The organism is Actinoallomurus sp. NPDC052274, from assembly GCF_040679475.1.
Classification (GTDB): Bacteria; Actinomycetota; Actinomycetes; order Streptosporangiales; family Streptosporangiaceae; genus Actinoallomurus; species Actinoallomurus liliacearum.
Genome location: NZ_JBFAUT010000008.1, coordinates 168,720 through 187,077 on the forward strand (window position 1 = coordinate 168,720; position 18,358 = coordinate 187,077).

The window sequence follows — 18,358 nt, forward strand, 5'->3', positions numbered from 1 at the left end:
CTTTCCGAGGAATCCGGGTCAGCGGTCGTGGGTGAGGGAGAGGAAGGCGTCCTCGAGGTCGGCACCCTTGACCTCCAGGTCGGTGACGCGCAGGCCCGTGGAGTACAGCGCCTGGACGGTCGCGTCCGGGTCGGTGGTCCGCAGTTGCGCGATCGGCCCGCGGATGTCGACCGCCTGCACGCCCGGCAGCGCGTCGAGACCGGCCGTGGGCTGGTCGCCGATCGTGAACCGGACCGTGCCGGTGCCGACCGCCGCCTTGATCTGCTGCGGGGTGCCGTCCGCGACGACCCGGCCCCGGGCGATGACGATGACCCGGTCGGCGTTCTCGTCCGCCTCCTCCAGGTAGTGGGTTGCGAACAGGATCGTCCGGCCTCCCGCGGCGTAGTCGCGCATGCTCGCCCAGAAGGTCCGGCGGGACTCCACGTCCATCGCCGCCGTGGGCTCGTCCAGCACCAGCAGCCGAGGCGCGCCGGCGACGGCGATCGCGAACCGCACCCGCTGTGCCTGCCCGCCGGACAGCCGGTCGGCCCGGCGCCCCGCGACGTCGGTCAGGTTCGCCAGCTCCAGGATTCTCTCCAGCGGCATCGGGTCGGGGTACATGCTCCGGACGAAGGAGACGACCTCCCGGACGGTCAGGCCGGGGACGAGCGCGCCGTCCTGCAGCATCGCGCCGACCTGGCCGCGCTTGACCGCGGCGTCGGGTGTGTCGCCGAAGACGCGGATCTCGCCGGACGACGGCCGTACGAGACCGAGCAGCATCCCGATGGAGGTGGACTTGCCGGCTCCGTTCGGGCCGAGCAGCGCGACGGTGCTGCCGGCCTCGATCGTGAGGTCCAGCCCATCGACGGCGCGGACCGATCCGTAGCTCTTGGCGACCCCGGTGAAGGCGATGGCGTTCATGTCAAGAACGTTAGGTTCGCGCCGGTCAGCGCCCTAGTGTGCTCGATCCTGGCTTCACGATGACATTTGTCATCGCCGATTCAGGGCCGGGGCCGTACGAGTCCCTGGTCGTAGGCGAAGATCACCAGTTGCACCCGGTCGCGCGCGTGCAGCTTCGTCATGATCCGATGGACGTAGGTCTTCGCGGTGGCGGGGCTGAGGTGCAGCTTGGCGGCGATCTCCTCGTTGGTGAGGCCGTACGCGATCTGCAGCAGGACCTCCCGCTCCCGCTCGCTCAGCACCTCGAGGTCCTTGCCGCCCGGTTCCGGCTGCTGCGGCTGCGCGACCAACTCCTTGATCACCCGGCTGGTCAGGCCCCGGCCCAGCAGCGCCTCCCCCGAGGCGACCACCCGGATCGCCTCCAGGAGGTCGTCCGGGTCGGTGTCCTTGAGGAGGAATCCGCCGGCCCCCGCCCGCAGGGCGCCGAAGATGTACTCGTCGTGCTGGAATGTCGTGAGGATCAGGACGTGCACGTTCGGCAGCGTCGGGTCGGACGTGATCCGGCGGGTGGCCTCGATACCGTCCATGCCGGGCATCCGGATGTCCATGAGGGCGACGTCCGGCACGGTGGCACGGGCCAACTCGACGGCCTGGGTGCCGTTGGCCGCCTCGGCCACGACGTGCATGTCCTCGGTGGAGTCGATCAGCATGCGGAACCCGGCCCGTACGGTCGTCTGGTCGTCGGCCAGCAGGACGCGAATCGTCATGCGGATGCCTCCTTCAGCGGCAGACGCGCGTGCACGCGGAAACCGCCGCCGGGCAGCGCCGTGGTGTCCAGGCGGCCGCCGGTGGCGGTGACGCGTTCGCGCATGCCCTGGATGCCGATTCCGCCGCCCCCGCCGGGCGCGACCGGAGCGCCGTCGTTGACGACGGAGACGTCCAGATGATCGTTCGCGCAGGCGACCGCGACGACGACCTTGGTGACGTCCTTCGCATGCCGGCTGATGTTGGTCAGGCTCTCCTGGACGATCCGGTACACCGTGAAGCCGACGATCGTCGGGATCTGCCGGTCGCATGCCTGGCACTTGTACGTCACGGGCAGGCCGCCGAGCCTGGACTGCTCGATGAGCGGCTCGAGGTCCCCGATGCCGCGTTCGGGGTTCTTGAGCGGCGCCGTGCCCTCGCGGAGCAGGTTCAACGTGCTGCGGATCTCCTGCAGGGCCGAGTTGCTGATCTCGCTGATCTGCTTCAGGGAGTCCCGGCCCGCGGACGGGTCCCGATCGATGATCCGGGAGCTCACCGACGAGAGCACGTTGATCGACATCAGCGCGTGGCCGACGATGTCGTGCAACTCCCGGGCGATGCGCACGCGTTCCTCCGCGGCCCTGCGCCGCGCCTCTTCCTCGCGTTCCCGCTCGGCGCGTTCGGCCCGCTCCTCGACGTCGCGGACGTACAGCTTCTGGGTCCGCACCCAGGCCCCGGCGAGGACCGCGAAGACGATCCAGCCGAGGTCCCGGGCGTTGTGCAGGGTGTACGAGGGGATGGCGCCGGCGATCTCGGAGACGAGGAACCCGATGACGATCGTGCCGACCGCCGCGGCCAGCGCCGTGCCACGGGAGCAGTAGCGGCCGACCGCGTACAGGGCGACGAAGGTCGCCGGGGTCATCGGGTACGACCACCGCAGCAGCAGCGCGAGGACGGCGGTGAGCAGCAGAGTGCCGGCGAGTGTCACCAGGGGGAGGCGTTTCTTCGCCAGCAGCAGGGTCGCGCTGGCCCCGTTCAGGGGTATCTCGAGTCTCAGATCCCTGTTTCCGTAAATGAACAGAATCGACACAGCGAAGATCCCGACCGACAGGATGACGTCGGCCGGAGTCACGAATCTCCCGGCCCGCACGGTGGAGCCCCTCACAGCCACATTCCGATCATCGGTCGATACTTGTCTCGGCAACCCCAAAAAACGGCAAAGCCGCAGGTCAACCGGGGGTGTACGCGGAAGTGTCAACCAAGGGTGGACGGAATGCCCTGTCCCTCTCACATAGCGTAGCTAGTGCGAGAACACGGACCACCTTAACGGCCGACGCGTCGTGATGAATTGGGGGATTCAACGGGGGACACGACGTTACGGCCGGATCCGCAGGCCTTGGATCTGTACCCGTCCAGGCTGCGAAGGTGAACGCCCGCGAGCTGCGCTTCTTTGGGGGAAGGGGCCGGTCGCGGGCGTTCACTCATTCTCAGGGCCCGTCAGACGCCCGCCAGCACCTCGTACCGGACCGGGATGACCCCGGAGAGGACCCCGCCGATCGCGCGCATCGCCGCCGTGGACAGGTCCAGGCACCGGCCCGGGACGAAAGGCCCCCGGTCGTTGATCCGCACGATGACGGAGCGGGCGTTGCTCAGATTGACCACCCGGACCCGTGCTCCCATCGGCAGGGTGCGGTGTGCCGCCGTGAGGGCCTCCGGGTCGTACGGCGCGCCGCTCGCGGTCGCCGGGCCCGCTCCGTAGAACGACGCCTCGCAGCTTCCGCGGTCCAGGACCGTGGGCCGCGGCGCGCGGCGGGTCCGCTTCCGAGCCGCCCGGTGCCGTGCGGGCCGGGCCCGGACCGGGCCGCGGCGCAGGGCCCGGCTCACCCGTCCGGGGGCCTGCGGCGGGGCCGCGGGGACGGCCGCCGCGCCGACGTCCGCCCGAGGCGCGGATCGGGCGGACCCGATCAGGGTCGCGACGGTCGCGGCGAGCGTCGCGGCGGCCAGTCCGGCGGCCGCGAGCAGACCGGCACGGAGGTGTGCGGATCGGCGAGTCTGGCGATGTCGGCCGGAACCACCCACAGATCGTCCTTCGGTAGGGGACAGGACATCGGGCGCCGACCGGAGTTCCGCCCGGCGCCCGGACGGCGCGGGACACCGAGGTCCCACGCGCAAGTCCCCGACGATAGGGGGCGACGGACCGTGACCGCGCGTAACTCGCCGTTTTCGGTGGGTGTTCCGCCGACGGGTTCGTCACTTCGGTCGGTCGGCCGAGCCGGTGCCCGGGACGGCTCCGGCCCGCCGCCCACGGAGTGGCCCTAGTCGGTCGCGGCGCCCTCGGCGATCGCGGCGTGCACCTCGGCGTGGCGTTCGGCCAGCTCCTGTTCGTGCTTGGCCCGGTCCAGGTCCTCGGCGATCTGCTCGTCCTGCTTCATGAGCTGGACGAGGTCGCCCTTGGCGGCGTCGAGCACGCCCATGTCGGCGTACGCCTTCTGCACCTTGTCGCCCCACAGACCGATGTCGCGGACGCACGGGACGATCCGGCTGAACAGCAGCGACTGGTAGAGCTGGTACACCGGGCCGTTGTCGACGTAGGCCATGCACTCCTTCACCGGCATGCCGAGCGTCTCGAAGATCTCCTTGCCCTTGAAACGGTCGCGCATCAGGTAGCAGCCCTCGACGACGAACTCCTCGCGCTCGGCCCGCTCCTTCTCGGTGAGCTCGGAGTAGTAGTCCCTCAGCGCGAGCCGGCCGAACGCGACGTGCCGCGCCTCGTCCTGCATGACGTACGCGAGGAGCTGCTTGACCAGCGGATTGGTCGACATGTCGCGGTAGAGGCCGAAGGACGCCAGGGCCAGGCCCTCGATCAGCACCTGCATGCCGAGGTAGGGCAGGTCCCAGCGGCCGTCGGTGAGCGACTCCTCCAGGAGCTTGGCCAGGTCCTGGTTGATCGGGTAGTACATGCCGAGCTTCTCGTTGACGAACTTGTTGTACAGCTCGACGTGCCGGGCCTCGTCCATGACCTGGGTCGCGGCGTAGAACTTGGAGTCCAGGTCGGGAACGGACTCGACGATCCGCGCGGAGACGGTCAGGGCGCCCTGCTCACCGTGCAGGAACTGGCTGAACAGCCACGCGCCCTGGTGCCGGCCGAACTCGTCGCGGGCCTCCTGCGGCATGCGCTCCCAGATGTCGGAGCCGACGAGCGGGTTGAACTCCTCAGGGAACCCGGCGACGTTGTTGACGTCGACGGGGATGTCCCAGTCGATGCGCTTCTGGGCGTCCCACTGCTTGTCCTTGCCCTTCTGGTACAGGGCGAGCAGGCGGTCCCGGGCGTCGTCGTACTCCCAGGTGAACCGCGCCGCGCCCGCGGCGGGTACGTCCCAGGTGCCGTCGGGAACGGGGATCGTGTAGCGGTCGCGCATCGTCATCGGGGAACCTCCCGAGGGACCCGAGGGGGATCGGCTTTACATTTGTTGGTAGCACGTAAAGCAGGCCCCGTGAAGGTCATCTCCCGATATTCACTCCGAATAGGAGGGAAGAGCGGCGTAGTAGACGGCGGCCATGTCCTCGTTGCCGTGACCGAGTTCGACCGTCCGCCGCATCTGATCGCGTACGGCCTCGGCCAGACGAGGCTCCGCCCCCGCGGCCCGCCCGGCCGACGCGACCAGACCGGCGTCCTTGGCTGCGCCGACCGCCTTGAAACTCGGCTGGAGCTCCCCGGACAGGATCGCCCTGCCCTTCAGCTGCGCGTACTGCGAGTCGAGCGATCCGCCCGCGATCGTCTCGAGGAAGAGCCGCGGGTCCAGGCCGAACGCCTTCGCCAGGGCGATCGCCTCGCCGGTGGCCGTGGTCAGCGCGAGCACCCAGCTGTTGAGGACCAGTTTCAGCCGGGACGCCTCGGTGCCCTCGCCCACCCAGACCGTACGGGAGCCGACCGCGTCGAAGACCCGCTCCGCGCGCTCGTCCCGGGGACCGGCGGCCAGGACGATGAGCGCCGCGTCCTCGGCGGGCTTGCGGGTGCCGAGCACCGGGCAGTCGATGAACCGCACCTCGCGCCGGCGGGCCAGGTCCGCGAGACGGTCGGCGGCCTCGGCCCCGACCGTGCTCATCTGCGCCCAGACCGCGTCCTCCTCCATCGCCGGGAGCACGCCGGCCATGACGTTCTCGACGGCCTCGCCGTCGTACAGCATCGTGACCACGACGTCCGCGCCGTCGGCGGCCTCGGCGGGCTCGTCGCACACGCGGGCGCCGTCGGCGGCGAGCGGCTCCGCCTTGGCCCGGGTGCGGTTCCACACGCGTACGGCGTGTCCGGCGCCCAGCAGGTTGCGGGCGATCGGCTCGCCCATGATTCCGGTTCCGAGTACGGCGACGGTGAGATTCTCCATGGCGTCTCCTCTACCCGGGCCGTGGCGCACGATCCGAGTCGGCCCGGCATCGTTACAGCGGGTTCAGGCGGAGAGGCGCCGGGCGAGCTGCCCGGCGGTGCGGCGCATGATGGGCACCACGTCCTCGATCACCTCGTGGGTGAGGCGGCCGTGCGGTCCGGACACCGAGATGGCGGCCAGGGCGGGCGTGTCCGTCACCGGCACGGCGACGCAGCGCACCCCGATCTCCTGCTCCTGCTCGTCGAGGGCGTAACCGCGCTGCCGGATGCGCGCCAGCTCCTCCAGCAGCGCCGCCGGATCGGTGATGGTGTGCGGCGTGTACGCGGGCATGCCGGTACGGGCGATGATCTCCCGGACCACCGGCTCGGGCAACTGCGCCAGCAGGGCCTTGCCCACCCCGGTGCAGTGCGGCAGGACCCGCCGGCCGACCTCGGTGAACATCCGCATCGAGTGCCGCGACGGCACCTGCGCGACGTACACCGCCTCATCGCCCTCCAGCAGCGCCATGTTGGCCGTCTCGCCGACCTCGTCGACCAGTTGCGCGAGCGCCGGGCGGGCCCACGAGCCGAGCAGGCGCTCCGAGGTCTCCCCGAGCCGGATCAACCGCGGACCGAGCGCGTACCGCTTGGACGGCCCCTGCCGGACGTACCCGCGGTTCACCAGCGTCCGCATCAGCCGGTAGATGGTCGGCATCGGCAGCCCGGACACCTCGGCGAGCTCGGTGAGGGCCAGCTGACCGCCCGCGTCGGCCAGATGCTCGAGCAGCTCGAACGCGCGCTCCAGCGAGCGCACGCCCGACGCGGACCGCTCCACCGGCGCCTCGGCGGCCGGTTCTCCCCCGGGGAGCGCGGTCGGCGGGTGAGCGGACGGCACTACCGGCTCCTCGGTCGCCACGCGGACTCCTCTCGACACCTGACGGAAGTGTAGAAACAAGGTTCGGCTTCGCCGAAACGCCCACCGGCCGTGGTTACGCTCCGCGATCGTGCGGTAGTAGTGGGGAGATCGCCTCACGGGCTCCCGGCCCGTCCCCCCGGAGGCCGACAGGCTTTTGTGAGGGGACAGCTGTGAAGGCGGTGTCCAGGACGGTGCTGACCGCCGTCGGTACGGCCGCGCTGACCGTTCCGGCGGTCGCGTGGCAGATCCCGCTCCCGGAGTCGGCCGTGCCCGCCTCCGCCCTGCTCGGACCCGCCGCGCTGAGCGCGTCGGCGGTGCCGGTGCGGGACGTACGGGTCGACGCCTCCGTCGCGGTCGCCGCGGTGACGCCCGGAACGGTGGAGTACACCGTGCTGGTCAGGCCGGTCGGCGGTCCGGCGCTCGGAGTACGGCTGGTTCTGACGACCGAGGCACCCGCGAGCTGGGAGCCGCCCGCGACGTCCTGCGCGACGAGCGGGTCGACGACCGTGCTCCGCTGCGACCTCGGCGACCTGACCACGGCGCGAACGCTCCGCGTGCGGGTACGGACGGGCGAGTCCTCTCGGGGAGAGCCGCCCGTCACCGTCGAGGCGAGCGCGAGCAACGCCTCGCAGCGGTCGGTGACCTTGCTGCGGACCGTCCCGCCGTCCGGCCGTACCCGGCCGGCCTCGCCCCCGGCGGTCTCGTCCGGTGCCGCGCCGGCCGCGAGCCCGTACGCCCCCGCTGCCGGGTCGGCCTCCGTGGCCCCCTCGGCCGGCGGGACCGCGGCGTCTCCCGACGTATCGCCACGGCAGACCGCGTCTCCCGGCGTGGCGGGTGCGGTGTCACCGGCGGCGTCGGCCAAGACGGTCCCCACCGCCGTGTCGCCAGGGCGGCAGGCCGGGTCACCCGGTGTGGCGGGCGTGGTGTCACCATCGGCGCCGGCCAAGGCGGGCACCACCCCGTCCGTACGGGCCCCGGCGACCGTCTCGGCGTCCGCGTCCCCGCGGACCGCGCCTTCCGGATCAGCCTCCCCTGGCTCGGCGTCCGGCCCAGCAGCCCCATCGATCGCCGCTTCGCCCGGCGCCTCGATGACCGCCGGGTCACCGGCCGGACCGGTAGCCGCCGGGCCGTCGGGCGTTCCGGGCGCTTCCCGGCCGACCGGCGGCACGGGGACACCGAACGCCGCGCCCAAGACGGCGGCCGGGCGGACGCCACGGCTCTCCGGGGCGGGCCTTCGACATGGAGCGCGTCCCGGGCCCGGGACACCGGCCGGGGGCCACGGCGCCGAAGGATCCGCCACCGGCGCCTCCCCGGCCCGGCCTCCGGCCCCCGGTCAGGCTCGAACCCCGGCTTTCGCCGTGGTCCCCCGTCAGGCTCGGACCTCGGCCTCCGCACCGGTTCCCGGCCGGCCTCAGGGCGAGCCGGCCGCAGGCGGAGCGGCACGGCCGTCCACCAAGGGCGGCCCGTCCGCCAAGTCCCCGCGGTCCGCCAGGCACGCGCAGCCGTCCGCGGCGGCCGGACCCGCGGTTCCGCCGGCTCGACCGGCCGAACTCGGCGGTCCGATCGGCGCGGCGGGCGCGGGGGCCGGACTCGGGCCCCAGGACGGGCCGGCGGCTCCCGCCGCTCCGGTGGCGGGCGCGGGCGGGCGGCCGTCCGCAGGCCCCACGACGCCGGTGCTGCCGAACGTCGCGCTGACCCCGACGGCGATGGCCCCCCGGTCCGAGGGGACGTCCGAGCTGACGGCCGTCACGCCGGCCGGTTCGCTTCGGGAGGGGCGGCGGTCCTGGACGGCCGTGCTCGGCATCGCCGTGGTCACGGAGGCGCTCCTGCTGTGGCTCGCCGGTCTGGTGATCGTGCGGCGGGATCAGATCACGCTGCCGCTCCGGAGACGGAGTCGGGAACGGAGGCCGGTAACGGAAGCCGGACCGGACCCGGCGGGGCCGGTCCGGCCGAAGACGCTGGGACCGACTCGCTGAAGCCGTCCTTCCGAAAACCTCATGATCGTATAGGCGTCGCGCGAAAAACGTTCCCTCTTACGGCGATCGTTATTAGTCTTGCTGATCGCCGAATTCGTTCACAGGGGAGCCGCAATGGCTGCGACGGGGATGACGTGTCCGAAGTGTTCCGGCGAGTGGGACGCTCGGGAGCGTAATGGGGTGATGATCGAGGAATGCGTCGGCTGCCACGGCGTCTTCCTGGACCGTGGGGAGCTGGATCGACTGATCGACGCCGAGAGCGACTACCTGGCCAATCTCGACGCGGACACCGACGCCGCCGGGTCCTACCACGGCCGGCACCGGCGGGGGATCATGCACCAGATCTTCACGCCGGTGGAATAGCGCGGCCGATGCTCGGGTGATTTTCGGCCTCCCACAGATCTCGATAAGGGCCGGGCCTTTTCGCGAGGTGGCGGTGGGCGCCGCGCTGAACGACCCGGCCCCGGTCGAGCACGACGATCTCATCGGCGGCCGCGAGGGGGGCGAGCCGGTGGGTGACGAGCACGACCGTGCGCCGGTCGGTGAGCAGGTCGGCGACGATCCGGTCCGCGGTCACGAGGTCGAGGCCCTCGGTGGGCTCGTCCAGGACGAGCACCGGCGGATCGGCCAGCAGCGCGCGGGCGAGCAGCAGTCGCTGCCGTTGTCCGCCGGAGAGCCGGGTGCCGCCGGCCGGGGTGTCCCAGCCCTCGGGCAGCGCCGCGATCCAGTCGAGCAGCCCGGCCCGGCGCGCGGCGTCGGCCGCCTCGGCGTCGGTGGCACCGGGCCGGGCCAGCGTCACGTTGGCCCGGATCGAGGCGTTGAAGACGTGCGCGTCCTGCGTGAGGCCGCGGACGGTCGCCCGCACGTCGCGCGGGTCATGAGCACTCAGCGGCGCGTCGTCCAGCAGGACCGCGCCCTCGGGGCGTACCTCGCCGGTCAGGACACCGAGCAGAGTGCTCTTGCCGGCGCCGCTCGCTCCGACCACGGCGATCTTCCGCCCGGCCGGGACGCGCAGGTCGACTCCGTCCAGCGCCGGCACGGACCCGTACGCCACCCGGACCCCGCGCAGCTCGATGACCGGGGCCGGCGCGAGAGCCGGGACCGGGGCCGGGGCGAGAGCCGGGACCGGGGCCGGGGGGACCACCGGGCGTGGGCGCGGTCGGCCCCCGGCCCGCAGCAGGTCGAGCACGCGGCGGGCGGCGGGCCGGACCTCGGACAGCCGTCGGGCGGCGTCGGCGACGGGCAGCACCGCGTCGACCGCCGCCAAGGCGGTCAGCGTCAGTACGGTGACGAGAACACCGTCCGCGCCGTTCCGGCGGGCCGTCCAGAGCACGGCGAGCACGGTCGCGCCCTGAAGGGCCGCGCCGAGCGCCGCGACCACCGCTTCGACCGTCCCGGCCCGCCGCTCCAGCCGGGCCAGCCGGGCGGCGGCGGCCTCGGCGCGGGCGACGAATCGCTCGGTCGCGCCGAACGCCGCGAGGTCCACCGCACCGCGATCCAGGTCGAGGCCGTGGACCGCGAGGTCGGCGCGGGCCTCGGCGGCCCGGCGGGCGTCCGACCGCGCGGTGCGGGCGGCGAGAGCGGGCAGCGCCGCGCCGGCGAGCACGACACCGGCGGCCAGCACCGCGCCGGCCGCGGGCAGCAGGAGCGTCGTCACCGCGATCGCCGCCAGGCCCGTGAGCCACGACACCGAGGCGGGCAGCACGCAGCGCAGCAGCAGATCCTGGACGGCCTCGACGTCGGCGACCATCCGCTGCACCGCGTCCGCGTCCCGTGGTGCCGGCCGTGGCGTCACCTCGGCCGGGTCGGTGGAGCGGCGCAGCGCCTCGTAGACGCGGACGCGCAGCCCGGCGAGGACGCGGAGGGCGGCGTCGTGGCCGACGAGCCGTTCGGCGTACCGGAGGACGCCCCGGAACAGCGCGAACGCCCGTACACCGACGATCGCCAGCGCCAGCGCGGACAGCGCCGGGTGCTGTCCCGCCCGCGCGATGAGCCAGGCGGCGGTCGCGGTCAGCGCGACCGCGCACAGCTCGGCGCTCGTCCCGGCGGCCACCGCCCCGGCCAGGCGGGGCACCTCCCGACCCCCGATCAGCCCGCCCACCTCCCGGGCTTCGACCAGCGCGCTCCCCTCCCCGCTCGCGATCGACCCGCCTCCCTGGCCGTCCTCGAGCAGCCGGCGTGGCTTCCGGCCCTCGATCAGTCCGAGTCGCTTCCGTGCTCTGGCCGGCACGTTCCCCTCGCGGTCCCGGAACGGCCCGCGTCCCTTCCGGTCCTCGACCGGCTCGGGCATCTTTCGCGCCTGTCCGTCCCGCCGTGCCCGCACGCCGATCACGCGTACATCTCCCGCCCGGTCAGGTGGACCACGCGGCCGGCGATGGACAACAGCGCCGGACGGTGCGCGACCAGCAGCGCGGTACGCCCGTCGAGCAGCCGGGCGGCCGCGTCCGCGACCGCCGCCTCGGCGGCCAGGTCGAGTCGCGCGGTCGGCTCGTCCAGCACCACGATCGGCGCGTCCATCAGGTAGGCGCGGGCGATGGCGATGCGCTGCCGCTGCCCGGCGGACAGGCCGAGACCGCGCTCGCCGAGCGGCGCGTCGTACCCGCCCGGCAGCTCGGCGATGAACTCGTGGGCGGCGGCGGCCTCCGCGGCGGCCCGTACGGCGTCGCCCCCCGCGTCGGGACGGCCGAGGCGGATGTTGTCGGCGACCGTGCCGGCGAACAGGTGCGGCCGCTGCGGCACGTACGCGACGCGGCGGCGCCACGTGGTCAGGTCGAGCCAGGCGAGGTCGACGCCGTCGACGCGGATCCGGCCGCCCTCAGGATCGAGGAAGCCGAGCACCGTCCGCAGCAGAGTCGTCTTGCCGGCGCCGCTCGGACCGGCCAGCGCGACCCGTTCGCCCGGCTCGATGGTCAGTGACAGGCCGTCGAGGACCGGGGCGTCGGCCTCGGGGTAGCGCACGACCAGGTCCTCGACCTCGATCCGCGCCGCCCGTCGCTCCGCCACCCTCCGCCCCGGTTCCGCCGCCGTCCGGGCCGGTTCCGTCGCCGACGGGGTCCGCCCCGTCGCCGGGCCGGTGGGCTTGGCCGCCGATTCGGTCTGCTCCCTCGCCAGGAACGGGCGCGGACCGCCATCCGGTTCGGCGAGGATCTCCGTCACCTGGTCGAGGACGGCACGTCCCTCGGCGGCGGCGTGGAACCGGGTGCCGAGGAGCCGCAGTGGCAGGTACGCCTCCGGCGCCAGCAGCAGCACCAGCAGCGCCGTCCGCAGGCCGATCGAGCCGTCCAGCAGCCGGAGCCCGGTGGGCACGGCCACGAGCGCGACCGACAGCGTGCCGACGACCTCCAGTACGAACGAGGACAGGAAGGCGATGCGGAGGGTGCGCACGGTCGCCTGCCGGTGGCCGTCGGCCATGGCGCGGACCACATTCGTCTGCGCCTCGTCACGGCCGTACGCCCGGAGCGTCGGCAGTCCGGCGACGACGTCGAGGAAGTGCCCGCCCAGCCGGTGCAACGAGCCCCACTGCCGCCGGGTGGCCTCCTTGGTCCGCCATCCCACGAGCGCCCCGAAGACCGGGATGAGCGGCAGCGTCACCGCGATGACCAGCGCCGACGGCCAGTCGGCGACCGCAAGCCGTACGAGCACGACGATCGGGACGATCGTGGCGGCGTACCGCTGGGGCAGGTAGCCGGCGTAGAAGGCGTCGAGCGCGTCGAGGCCGCGGCCGAGCAGCGTGACGTCGACGGCCGGCCCCCGGTGGGTGGGGCCGGTACCGGCTCGCAGGAGGCGGCGGCGCAGCTCCTCCTTGCGCCGGGCCGCCGTCCGCCGGAACACGCTGCCCTGTCCGGCGAGGAGGACGGCGCGGCCGGTCACGACCACGGCCAGGGGCAGCAGTGCCGCGCTCCCGGCCAGCACCCGGGACAGCAGGTCGGCCTGGGCCGCCACGAGCACGCCCTGCGCGAGCGCGAAGACGATGTAGGCCATCACAGGTACGACGGCCGTTCGACCCGGCCGCGGAAGATCCACCACATCCAGGCCTGCGCCGCGACCAGGACCGGGACCAGCGGACCGGTGACCGCGAGCGTCAGCGTGGCACCGTCCGTCGGGGAGGCGTCCGGCAGGTTCAGCCCGCCGAGGAGCGGCACCGCCGTGATCGCCAACGCGGACGCGGCGAGCGCCCACCCGTCCCGCGCCCGGCCTTCCGCACCGCCGGGCCGCGCCAGCGCGATCCACACGGCGGCCAGCGCCGCGGCGAGCGCGACCGCGACAGGCGCCGTCCTCCCGAGCTCGCCGGCCCCGGCGCCGACGGCGCAGGGCACGCCGGCGAGGAGCGCGACCCGGACGACCCATCGCGCCACCGCGCGCGGTGCCTCGCCGCCGAGCCGTACGACGGCGAAGACCGCGCCGTGCAGCGCGAACAGGCCGCACGTCGTCACGGCGAACAGCGGCCCGCCGCCGCCCAGCAGTACGCCGATCGCCACGCCCCAGGACGCGGCGACCCCCCAACTGCCCGCGACGATCGCTCCGTCCCAGGTCCTCCGCCAGACCGGCTCCTCGCGACGTCCCCGCAGCCACAGCCCCATGTCCCGGAGGATCCAGGCGCAGATGAGGACGACCAGCGCGCCCCAGATCCGGCCGAACAGGTCGGCCTCCAGGGCGGGGAACAGCGCGGTCAGCAGACCGGCGGAGGCGACCAGCCACACCTCGTTCCCGAGGAAGAACGGAGCGATCGCCGCTAGGGTCAGCCGCCGGTCGCGGCCGAGGAACGGCAGCAGCATGCCCACGCCGATGTCGGCGCCGGCCAGCACGAAGTACCCGACGACGAAGAAGCCGAGCAGGAAGAACGCGAAGGTGTCCACGGTGCGCTCCGGATCAGAAGGAGGGGACGGGCTCGGGCCGGGCGGCGGGCTCTGACCGGCCGAGGGCAGCGGCGTCCGGTCCGAGCCGCGCGAACCGCCTGAGCAGCGCGATGTTCACCACGACGAGGGCCGCGAACAGGACCGTCACCCCGGTGAACGCGGCGAGCATCGCCCCATAGCCCATCGGTCGTACGGCGTCCTCGGTGCGCAGCACGCCGTAGATCAGCCAGGGCTGGCGTCCGGTCTCGCGGTAGATCCAGCCAGCGAGCATGGCCACGTACGGCAGGGGGATCGTGACCATCACGACGCGCAGGAAGATCCGCCCCCGCGCGAGCCAACCGGTGAAGGGCAGCTTCACCAGCGCCATGACGGCCACGAGGAACATCGCCGCCCAGACGGCCATCATCGTCACCAGGGCGATGCCGGTCACGGGCCGCACGCCGCCGGCGCCATGCGTATAGGTGAACTGCGCGATTCCGAACGCCACCGACGGCACGACGGCGAGGATGACCGAGACCAGGCCGATCCGCAGCGACCGGCGGTAGAACTCCGGTTCGTTCGCGCGCAGCAGGTGCCAGGCGCTCACCCCGGCCATGAGGAATCCGGCGGTCAGGAACGCTCCGGAGACGATGTGCGCGAGCGGCAGCAGCGCCGCCGGGTTCGTGAACAGCGCACCGGCGGAGTCGATCCGCAGGTCACCGCCGACCCGCACGAATCCGACGGGGTGTCTGAGGAAGCCGTTCGCGACGAGGATGAAGTACGCCGAGGCGTAGGCGGTCAGTGCGACGACCCAGAGCAGCGCCAGGTGGGCGTAGCGGTTGAGCCGGTCCCACCCGAAGATCCACAACCCGAGGAACGTCGACTCGGCGAAGAACGCGACCAGTGTCTCCATGGCGAGCGGCGCCCCGAAGACGTCTCGGGCGTGGTCCGTCAGTCCCGGCCAGTTCAGCCCGAACTGGAACTCCATCAACAGTCCGGTGACGATCCCCACCGCGTAATTGATGACGTACAACTGACCCCAGAACCGCACCATCCGTAGATGTACGGCACCGCCCCCGAACACCGCTCTGGTCTGGATGATCGCGACGAGTGTCGCGAGGCCGAGCGTCAGCGCGACGAACAGGAAATGCGTGCCCGCCGTGAGGGCGAACAATGCTCGGGCGAGCGACAGGGTGCGCAACGGTTCCTCCAGGTCCGGCCGCGGTCTTCATGCGACGGGGCCCGTGGAAGCTCCCCGGGCCAGGCACCCCGCAAGCAAAGTCGATCAGGTGGCCGTATGGCGTCCTGCTGCACGTGTCATTCGCCGTACACCTAGCGATGCAGCCCTGGTCAACGCCCTACGGCACGGGCGGTAGGGCGTCCTCCGGAAGGAGGAGAGGCCGGCCGAGCCGGGCATGGGGCCACCGGCCTGGCGGCGCATCGGCGTGTAACGCCGTTCTGCCGTCTTTCCAATATGGGCGAAGCGATTCGGCAGGGAGGACGGCGATGCATGTTCGACATCGGCACTGACCCGGAGGCCTTCGAGGCCTTCTACCGGCGGCACGTCCGGATGGTGACCGGCTTCGTGGCCCGCCGGGTGCTCGATCCACAGCTTGTGGACGACCTCACCACCGAGGTCTTCCTGGCCGCCATCGAGACGGCGGACCGGTACCGGGCCAGGCGTGGTGACGAGGCCGCCTGGCTGGTGGGCATCGCCCGCAATGTCCTGGCCGCCGAACGCCGCCGCAGTGCCCGGCAGCTCGACAAGGACCGCCGTGCCGGAGGCCGCCGGCCCCTGGACCCGGACGACATCGAACGCCTGGAGGAGCGGATCGACGCCGAACGTGCCGCCCGGCACCTCATGGCGGCCATCGCGGACCTGCCGGACGGGCTCCGGGCGGTCCTTGAACTGGTCGACGTGGACGGCCTGTCGGTCGTCGAGGCGGCGGCCGTCCTGAAGATCCGGCCCGGCACGGCGCGGGTCCGGCTGCACCGCGCCCGCCGCCTGCTCACCCCGGCGACTGTGACCCTGGAGGAAGCATCATGACCGATCTGGACGCTTTCGAAGAACGCCGGCTGGCCGAGCTCAAGCAGATCGTGGCGGTTCGCGCCGCGGCCGCACCGCCGCGCCGTAGCCGATCGCGGATTCGGGCATCGGCGGGAACATGGGTTCCGGCTCGGGCCGCTGCCCGGTACCTCCGGCATCGAGTGTGGGTCGCGGTCGCCGCGGTCGCGGTCGCCGCGGGCACGGCGACGCTGGTGGCATCGCTGGGCGGCACCGACCGGGCCTACGCCGTCACCAAGCACGCCGACGGCACAGTCGACATCGACATCCGCGACTTCCACGACGCCGACGCGCTGTCCCGGCAGCTCAGCAGGCTTGGCGTGCCCGCCAGGGTCTTCTACATCGAGGGGCCGAAGCTCTGCCGCCAGCCGTACGCCCACAAGATCTACGACATTCCCAAGGGCCTCTACAGCCACCCCATCGACGTGCCCGGCGACCCGGAACTCATGCGTCTGCAGATCAACACCCGGCTGATGAAGCCGGGCCAGTACTTCGTCTTCGTCCTCAACATCACGAGGCACAAGGACGGCATCGATCGGGGCGTCGGCGAGTATCTCGTGGCCGGCCGGCTGATCCCGTGCCGGTTCTATCCGGCGCCCACCCCGGCCCGCCCGCCGGGCCTTCCGAAGAACGCCGTGATCGGCGGCCCCTCCGGGGACATCCTGTTCGCCGGCGACTAGGGCGAGGGAGCGGTGACCGACCGGGGTCAGCCGAGCCAGCCGGGGCGGACGAGCCCGGACTCGTAGGCCAGGACGACGAGTTGTGCCCGGTCGCGGGCGCGCAACTTGGTGAGGACCCGGCTCACGTGGGTCTTCGCGGTCGCCGGGCTGACGACCAGCCGCTCGGCGATCTCGTCGTTGGACAGCCCTGCCGCGACGAGTCCGAGGACCTCGCGCTCGCGGTCGGTGAGGGCGTTCAGCTCGACGGACGGCGGCGGCTCCTTGATGCGCGCGGCGAACTCCCCGATCAGGCGGCGGGTCACCGACGGGGCGAGCAGCGCGTCGCCGCGGGCCGCGACGCGTACGGCGTGGATCAGCTCGATCGGCTCGGTGTCCTTCACCATGAAACCGCTGGCCCCGGCCTTGAGCGCGCTGTAGACGTAGTCGTCCAGGTCGAACGTCGTGAGGATCACGACCTTGACGTCCCGGAGGCGTTCGTCGGCGACGATCCGCCGGGTGGCCTCCAGCCCGTCGAGGACGGGCATCCGGATGTCCATCAGGACGACGTCGGGCCGTTCGGCCGCCGCGAGCCGTACCGCCTCGGACCCGTCGCCGGCCTCGGCGATCACGCTGATGTCGTCCTCGTGGTCGAGGATCGAGCGGAATCCGGCCCGTACGAGCGTCTGGTCGTCGGCCAGGACGACTCTGATCGGGGAGCGCACGCCCCAATCATCACATCACCGGACCGGGGCGGGGTCACGCCGCGGGCTTGAGGACGACCTTCGTCCAGCCGTCCTCGCGGCGGTCGAAGCGCTCGTACGCGTCCGGCGCCTGCGCCAGCGGCACTCGTGGCTGACGAGGAAGGACGGCTGCGCCCTGCCGGCGGCGATCAGGTCGCGCAGTTGCCGGTTGTAGGCCTTCACGTTGGCCTGGCCGGTGCCCATGCGCAGGCCCTTCTGGAAGAACAGCCCCAGGTCGAACGGCAGCTTCCCCTCCTTGCTCAGCTCGTCCGGGCCCGACGGCCGTGGTGACCGCCGCCGCCACGGGCAGCAACCCCGCCCCGTTGCTCGGTGCGCCGGTGCTGCGACACCAGGTTCGTGGCGATCCCGTACAGCCAGGGCCGGACGGCGCCGCCGCGCGAGGCGTCGAAGTCCGCCCTGCGGCGGAAGGCGATGAGGAACGTCTCGGCGGCGAGGTCGTCGGCGTCCTCCCGGCCGGGCCGCGCGGCGAGATAGCGGTGGATGTCATCGAAGTACCGGTCGTACACCAGCGCGAACCGGTGGGGTTCGCGCAAGGACGCTGCGACGAGTTCGGCATCGTCCGTCACGTCGCCTGCCTCTGGGGGAGCTTCCATCGACTTCCTTTCGGGCCACGGTCATCCTGGTGGCCGCCGACCCGACCGTCTTCCGCGACTTCCCGCGCAATACCGGGCGGTTCTTGTCCGGTATCAGTCCTAGAGTCTGCGTCATCACAGGTCAGACCCATGGGAGCGTGCCATGCACTTCGTTTCGATCCGCGTCATCACCGAGGACGTCGCCCGGCTCGTCGAGTTCTACGAGAAGGCCACGGGCCAGGCCGCGAAGCGGTCCACAGAGGACTTCGCCGAGATCATCACTCAGGCCGGGACCCTCGCCATCGCGAGCACCCGCACGGTGCGGGGGCTCGGCGCGAAGGCGCCCCGTCCGGCGGCCAACCAGAGCGTGATCATCGAGTTCCGCGTCGAGGACGTCGACGCGGCGCATGAGAACCTCCAGCGGTTCGAGGGCGACTTCGTGCTCGAGCCGACCACGCAGCCCTGGGGTAACCGGTCGCTGTTGTTCCGTGACCCGGACGGCAACCTGGTCAACTTCTTCGCGCCCGTCACCCCGGAGGCCCTGAAGCGCTACGAGCGGTAGGCGGGCATCGGCGTAATCCTCGGTGAAGA

General features: G+C 72.5%; 19 protein-coding genes. 5 read left to right on the forward strand and 14 right to left on the reverse strand.

Annotated features, from left to right (window positions below):
* Positions 1–18: 18 nt before the first annotated feature.
* The 8 genes from AB0K82_RS10140 to AB0K82_RS10175 form a co-directional block, all read right to left on the reverse strand.
* The gene (locus AB0K82_RS10140; RefSeq protein WP_364394962.1) at positions 19–900 is read right to left on the reverse strand and encodes an ABC transporter ATP-binding protein; all 882 of its coding nucleotides are present in this window, start codon (positions 898–900) and stop codon (positions 19–21) included.
* An 80-nt stretch (positions 901–980) separates the two neighbouring features.
* On the reverse strand, positions 981–1,646 hold the full coding sequence (locus AB0K82_RS10145) for a response regulator transcription factor (protein WP_364394964.1): 666 nt from the start codon (positions 1,644–1,646) through the stop codon (positions 981–983).
* Positions 1,643–2,755, reverse strand: coding sequence for a histidine kinase (locus AB0K82_RS10150; RefSeq protein ID WP_364394966.1), 1,113 nt, complete (start codon positions 2,753–2,755; stop codon positions 1,643–1,645). Before AB0K82_RS10150 ends, AB0K82_RS10145 begins: the two co-directional genes overlap by 4 nt.
* Positions 2,756–3,120: 365 nt before the next feature.
* Positions 3,121–3,702 carry a septal ring lytic transglycosylase RlpA family protein gene (locus tag AB0K82_RS10155; RefSeq protein ID WP_364394968.1) on the reverse strand — a complete coding sequence of 194 codons (582 nt, stop codon included), beginning with the start codon at positions 3,700–3,702 and terminating at the stop codon, positions 3,121–3,123.
* 236 nt (positions 3,703–3,938) lie between these two features.
* Entirely contained in the window at positions 3,939–5,048 is a 1,110-nt protein-coding gene (locus AB0K82_RS10160; RefSeq protein WP_364394970.1) for a ferritin-like domain-containing protein, read from the reverse strand.
* 90 nt (positions 5,049–5,138) lie between these two features.
* On the reverse strand, positions 5,139–6,005 hold the full coding sequence (locus AB0K82_RS10165; protein ID WP_364394971.1) for an NAD(P)-dependent oxidoreductase: 867 nt from the start codon (positions 6,003–6,005) through the stop codon (positions 5,139–5,141).
* Positions 6,006–6,068: 63 nt separating this feature from the next.
* Positions 6,069–6,818, reverse strand: a complete 750-nt coding sequence (locus AB0K82_RS10170; RefSeq protein WP_364395059.1) for an IclR family transcriptional regulator — start codon at positions 6,816–6,818, stop codon at positions 6,069–6,071.
* Positions 6,819–6,972: 154 nt separating this feature from the next.
* On the reverse strand, positions 6,973–8,067 hold the full coding sequence (locus AB0K82_RS10175) for a hypothetical protein (RefSeq protein ID WP_364394973.1): 1,095 nt from the start codon (positions 8,065–8,067) through the stop codon (positions 6,973–6,975).
* Between the two features lie 190 nt (positions 8,068–8,257).
* Here AB0K82_RS10175 and AB0K82_RS10180 point away from each other — a divergent pair, with 190 nt between their 5' ends.
* Positions 8,258–8,875, forward strand: coding sequence for a hypothetical protein (locus AB0K82_RS10180; RefSeq protein ID WP_364394975.1), 618 nt, complete (start codon positions 8,258–8,260; stop codon positions 8,873–8,875).
* Between the two features lie 129 nt (positions 8,876–9,004).
* On the forward strand, positions 9,005–9,238 hold the full coding sequence (locus AB0K82_RS10185) for a zf-TFIIB domain-containing protein (protein WP_364395061.1): 234 nt from the start codon (positions 9,005–9,007) through the stop codon (positions 9,236–9,238).
* Here AB0K82_RS10185 and cydC read toward each other — a convergent pair.
* The 4 genes from cydC to AB0K82_RS10205 are packed head-to-tail and all read right to left on the reverse strand — an operon-like array spanning position 9,222 to position 14,911.
* Positions 9,222–11,165, reverse strand: coding sequence for a thiol reductant ABC exporter subunit CydC (gene cydC / locus AB0K82_RS10190; protein WP_364394977.1), 1,944 nt, complete (start codon positions 11,163–11,165; stop codon positions 9,222–9,224). The two genes, AB0K82_RS10185 and cydC, sit on opposite strands and share 17 nt — an antisense overlap.
* Positions 11,166–11,203: 38 nt before the next feature.
* Positions 11,204–12,856, reverse strand: coding sequence for a thiol reductant ABC exporter subunit CydD (gene cydD, locus AB0K82_RS10195; RefSeq protein WP_364394979.1), 1,653 nt, complete (start codon positions 12,854–12,856; stop codon positions 11,204–11,206).
* Complete coding sequence (locus AB0K82_RS10200; protein ID WP_364394981.1) at positions 12,856–13,731, reverse strand: cytochrome d ubiquinol oxidase subunit II; 876 nt, start codon at positions 13,729–13,731, stop codon at positions 12,856–12,858. Before AB0K82_RS10200 ends, cydD begins: the two co-directional genes overlap by 1 nt.
* 13 nt (positions 13,732–13,744) lie before the next feature.
* Positions 13,745–14,911, reverse strand: coding sequence for a cytochrome ubiquinol oxidase subunit I (locus tag AB0K82_RS10205; RefSeq protein ID WP_364394983.1), 1,167 nt, complete (start codon positions 14,909–14,911; stop codon positions 13,745–13,747).
* 309 nt (positions 14,912–15,220) lie between these two features.
* Here AB0K82_RS10205 and AB0K82_RS10210 point away from each other — a divergent pair, with 309 nt between their 5' ends.
* Together AB0K82_RS10210 and AB0K82_RS10215 are read left to right on the forward strand one after the other, a co-directional pair.
* Positions 15,221–15,757, forward strand: coding sequence for an RNA polymerase sigma factor (locus AB0K82_RS10210; protein WP_364394985.1), 537 nt, complete (start codon positions 15,221–15,223; stop codon positions 15,755–15,757).
* Positions 15,754–16,455 carry a hypothetical protein gene (locus AB0K82_RS10215; RefSeq protein ID WP_364394987.1) on the forward strand — a complete coding sequence of 234 codons (702 nt, stop codon included), beginning with the start codon at positions 15,754–15,756 and terminating at the stop codon, positions 16,453–16,455. Before AB0K82_RS10210 ends, AB0K82_RS10215 begins: the two co-directional genes overlap by 4 nt.
* Before the next feature lie 26 nt (positions 16,456–16,481).
* Here AB0K82_RS10215 and AB0K82_RS10220 read toward each other — a convergent pair whose 3' ends face one another.
* Positions 16,482–17,156 carry a response regulator transcription factor gene (locus AB0K82_RS10220; protein ID WP_364394989.1) on the reverse strand — a complete coding sequence of 225 codons (675 nt, stop codon included), beginning with the start codon at positions 17,154–17,156 and terminating at the stop codon, positions 16,482–16,484.
* 278 nt (positions 17,157–17,434) lie between these two features.
* Entirely contained in the window at positions 17,435–17,788 is a 354-nt protein-coding gene (locus tag AB0K82_RS10225) for a sigma factor (protein WP_364394991.1), read from the reverse strand.
* A gap of 142 nt (positions 17,789–17,930) precedes the next feature.
* Between AB0K82_RS10225 and AB0K82_RS10230 the strand changes: the two genes are divergently transcribed.
* Positions 17,931–18,329, forward strand: a complete 399-nt coding sequence (locus tag AB0K82_RS10230) for a VOC family protein (protein WP_364394993.1) — start codon at positions 17,931–17,933, stop codon at positions 18,327–18,329.
* Positions 18,330–18,358: the final 29 nt, after the last annotated feature.

Coding starts and splice junctions, on each gene's coding strand:
- AB0K82_RS10165 (WP_364394971.1), bottom strand. CDS start 6,005: ATGGAGAATCTCACCGTCGCCGTACTCGGAACCGGAATCATGGGCGAG.
- AB0K82_RS10145 (WP_364394964.1), bottom strand. CDS start 1,646: ATGACGATTCGCGTCCTGCTGGCCGACGACCAGACGACCGTACGGGCC.
- AB0K82_RS10215 (WP_364394987.1), top strand. CDS start 15,754: ATGACCGATCTGGACGCTTTCGAAGAACGCCGGCTGGCCGAGCTCAAG.
- AB0K82_RS10185 (WP_364395061.1), top strand. CDS start 9,005: ATGACGTGTCCGAAGTGTTCCGGCGAGTGGGACGCTCGGGAGCGTAAT.
- cydD (WP_364394979.1), bottom strand. CDS start 12,856: ATGGCCTACATCGTCTTCGCGCTCGCGCAGGGCGTGCTCGTGGCGGCC.
- cydC (WP_364394977.1), bottom strand. CDS start 11,165: ATGCCCGAGCCGGTCGAGGACCGGAAGGGACGCGGGCCGTTCCGGGAC.
- AB0K82_RS10140 (WP_364394962.1), bottom strand. CDS start 900: ATGAACGCCATCGCCTTCACCGGGGTCGCCAAGAGCTACGGATCGGTC.
- AB0K82_RS10160 (WP_364394970.1), bottom strand. CDS start 5,048: ATGACGATGCGCGACCGCTACACGATCCCCGTTCCCGACGGCACCTGG.
- AB0K82_RS10225 (WP_364394991.1), bottom strand. CDS start 17,788: ATGGAAGCTCCCCCAGAGGCAGGCGACGTGACGGACGATGCCGAACTC.
- AB0K82_RS10210 (WP_364394985.1), top strand. CDS start 15,221: ATGTTCGACATCGGCACTGACCCGGAGGCCTTCGAGGCCTTCTACCGG.
- AB0K82_RS10230 (WP_364394993.1), top strand. CDS start 17,931: ATGCACTTCGTTTCGATCCGCGTCATCACCGAGGACGTCGCCCGGCTC.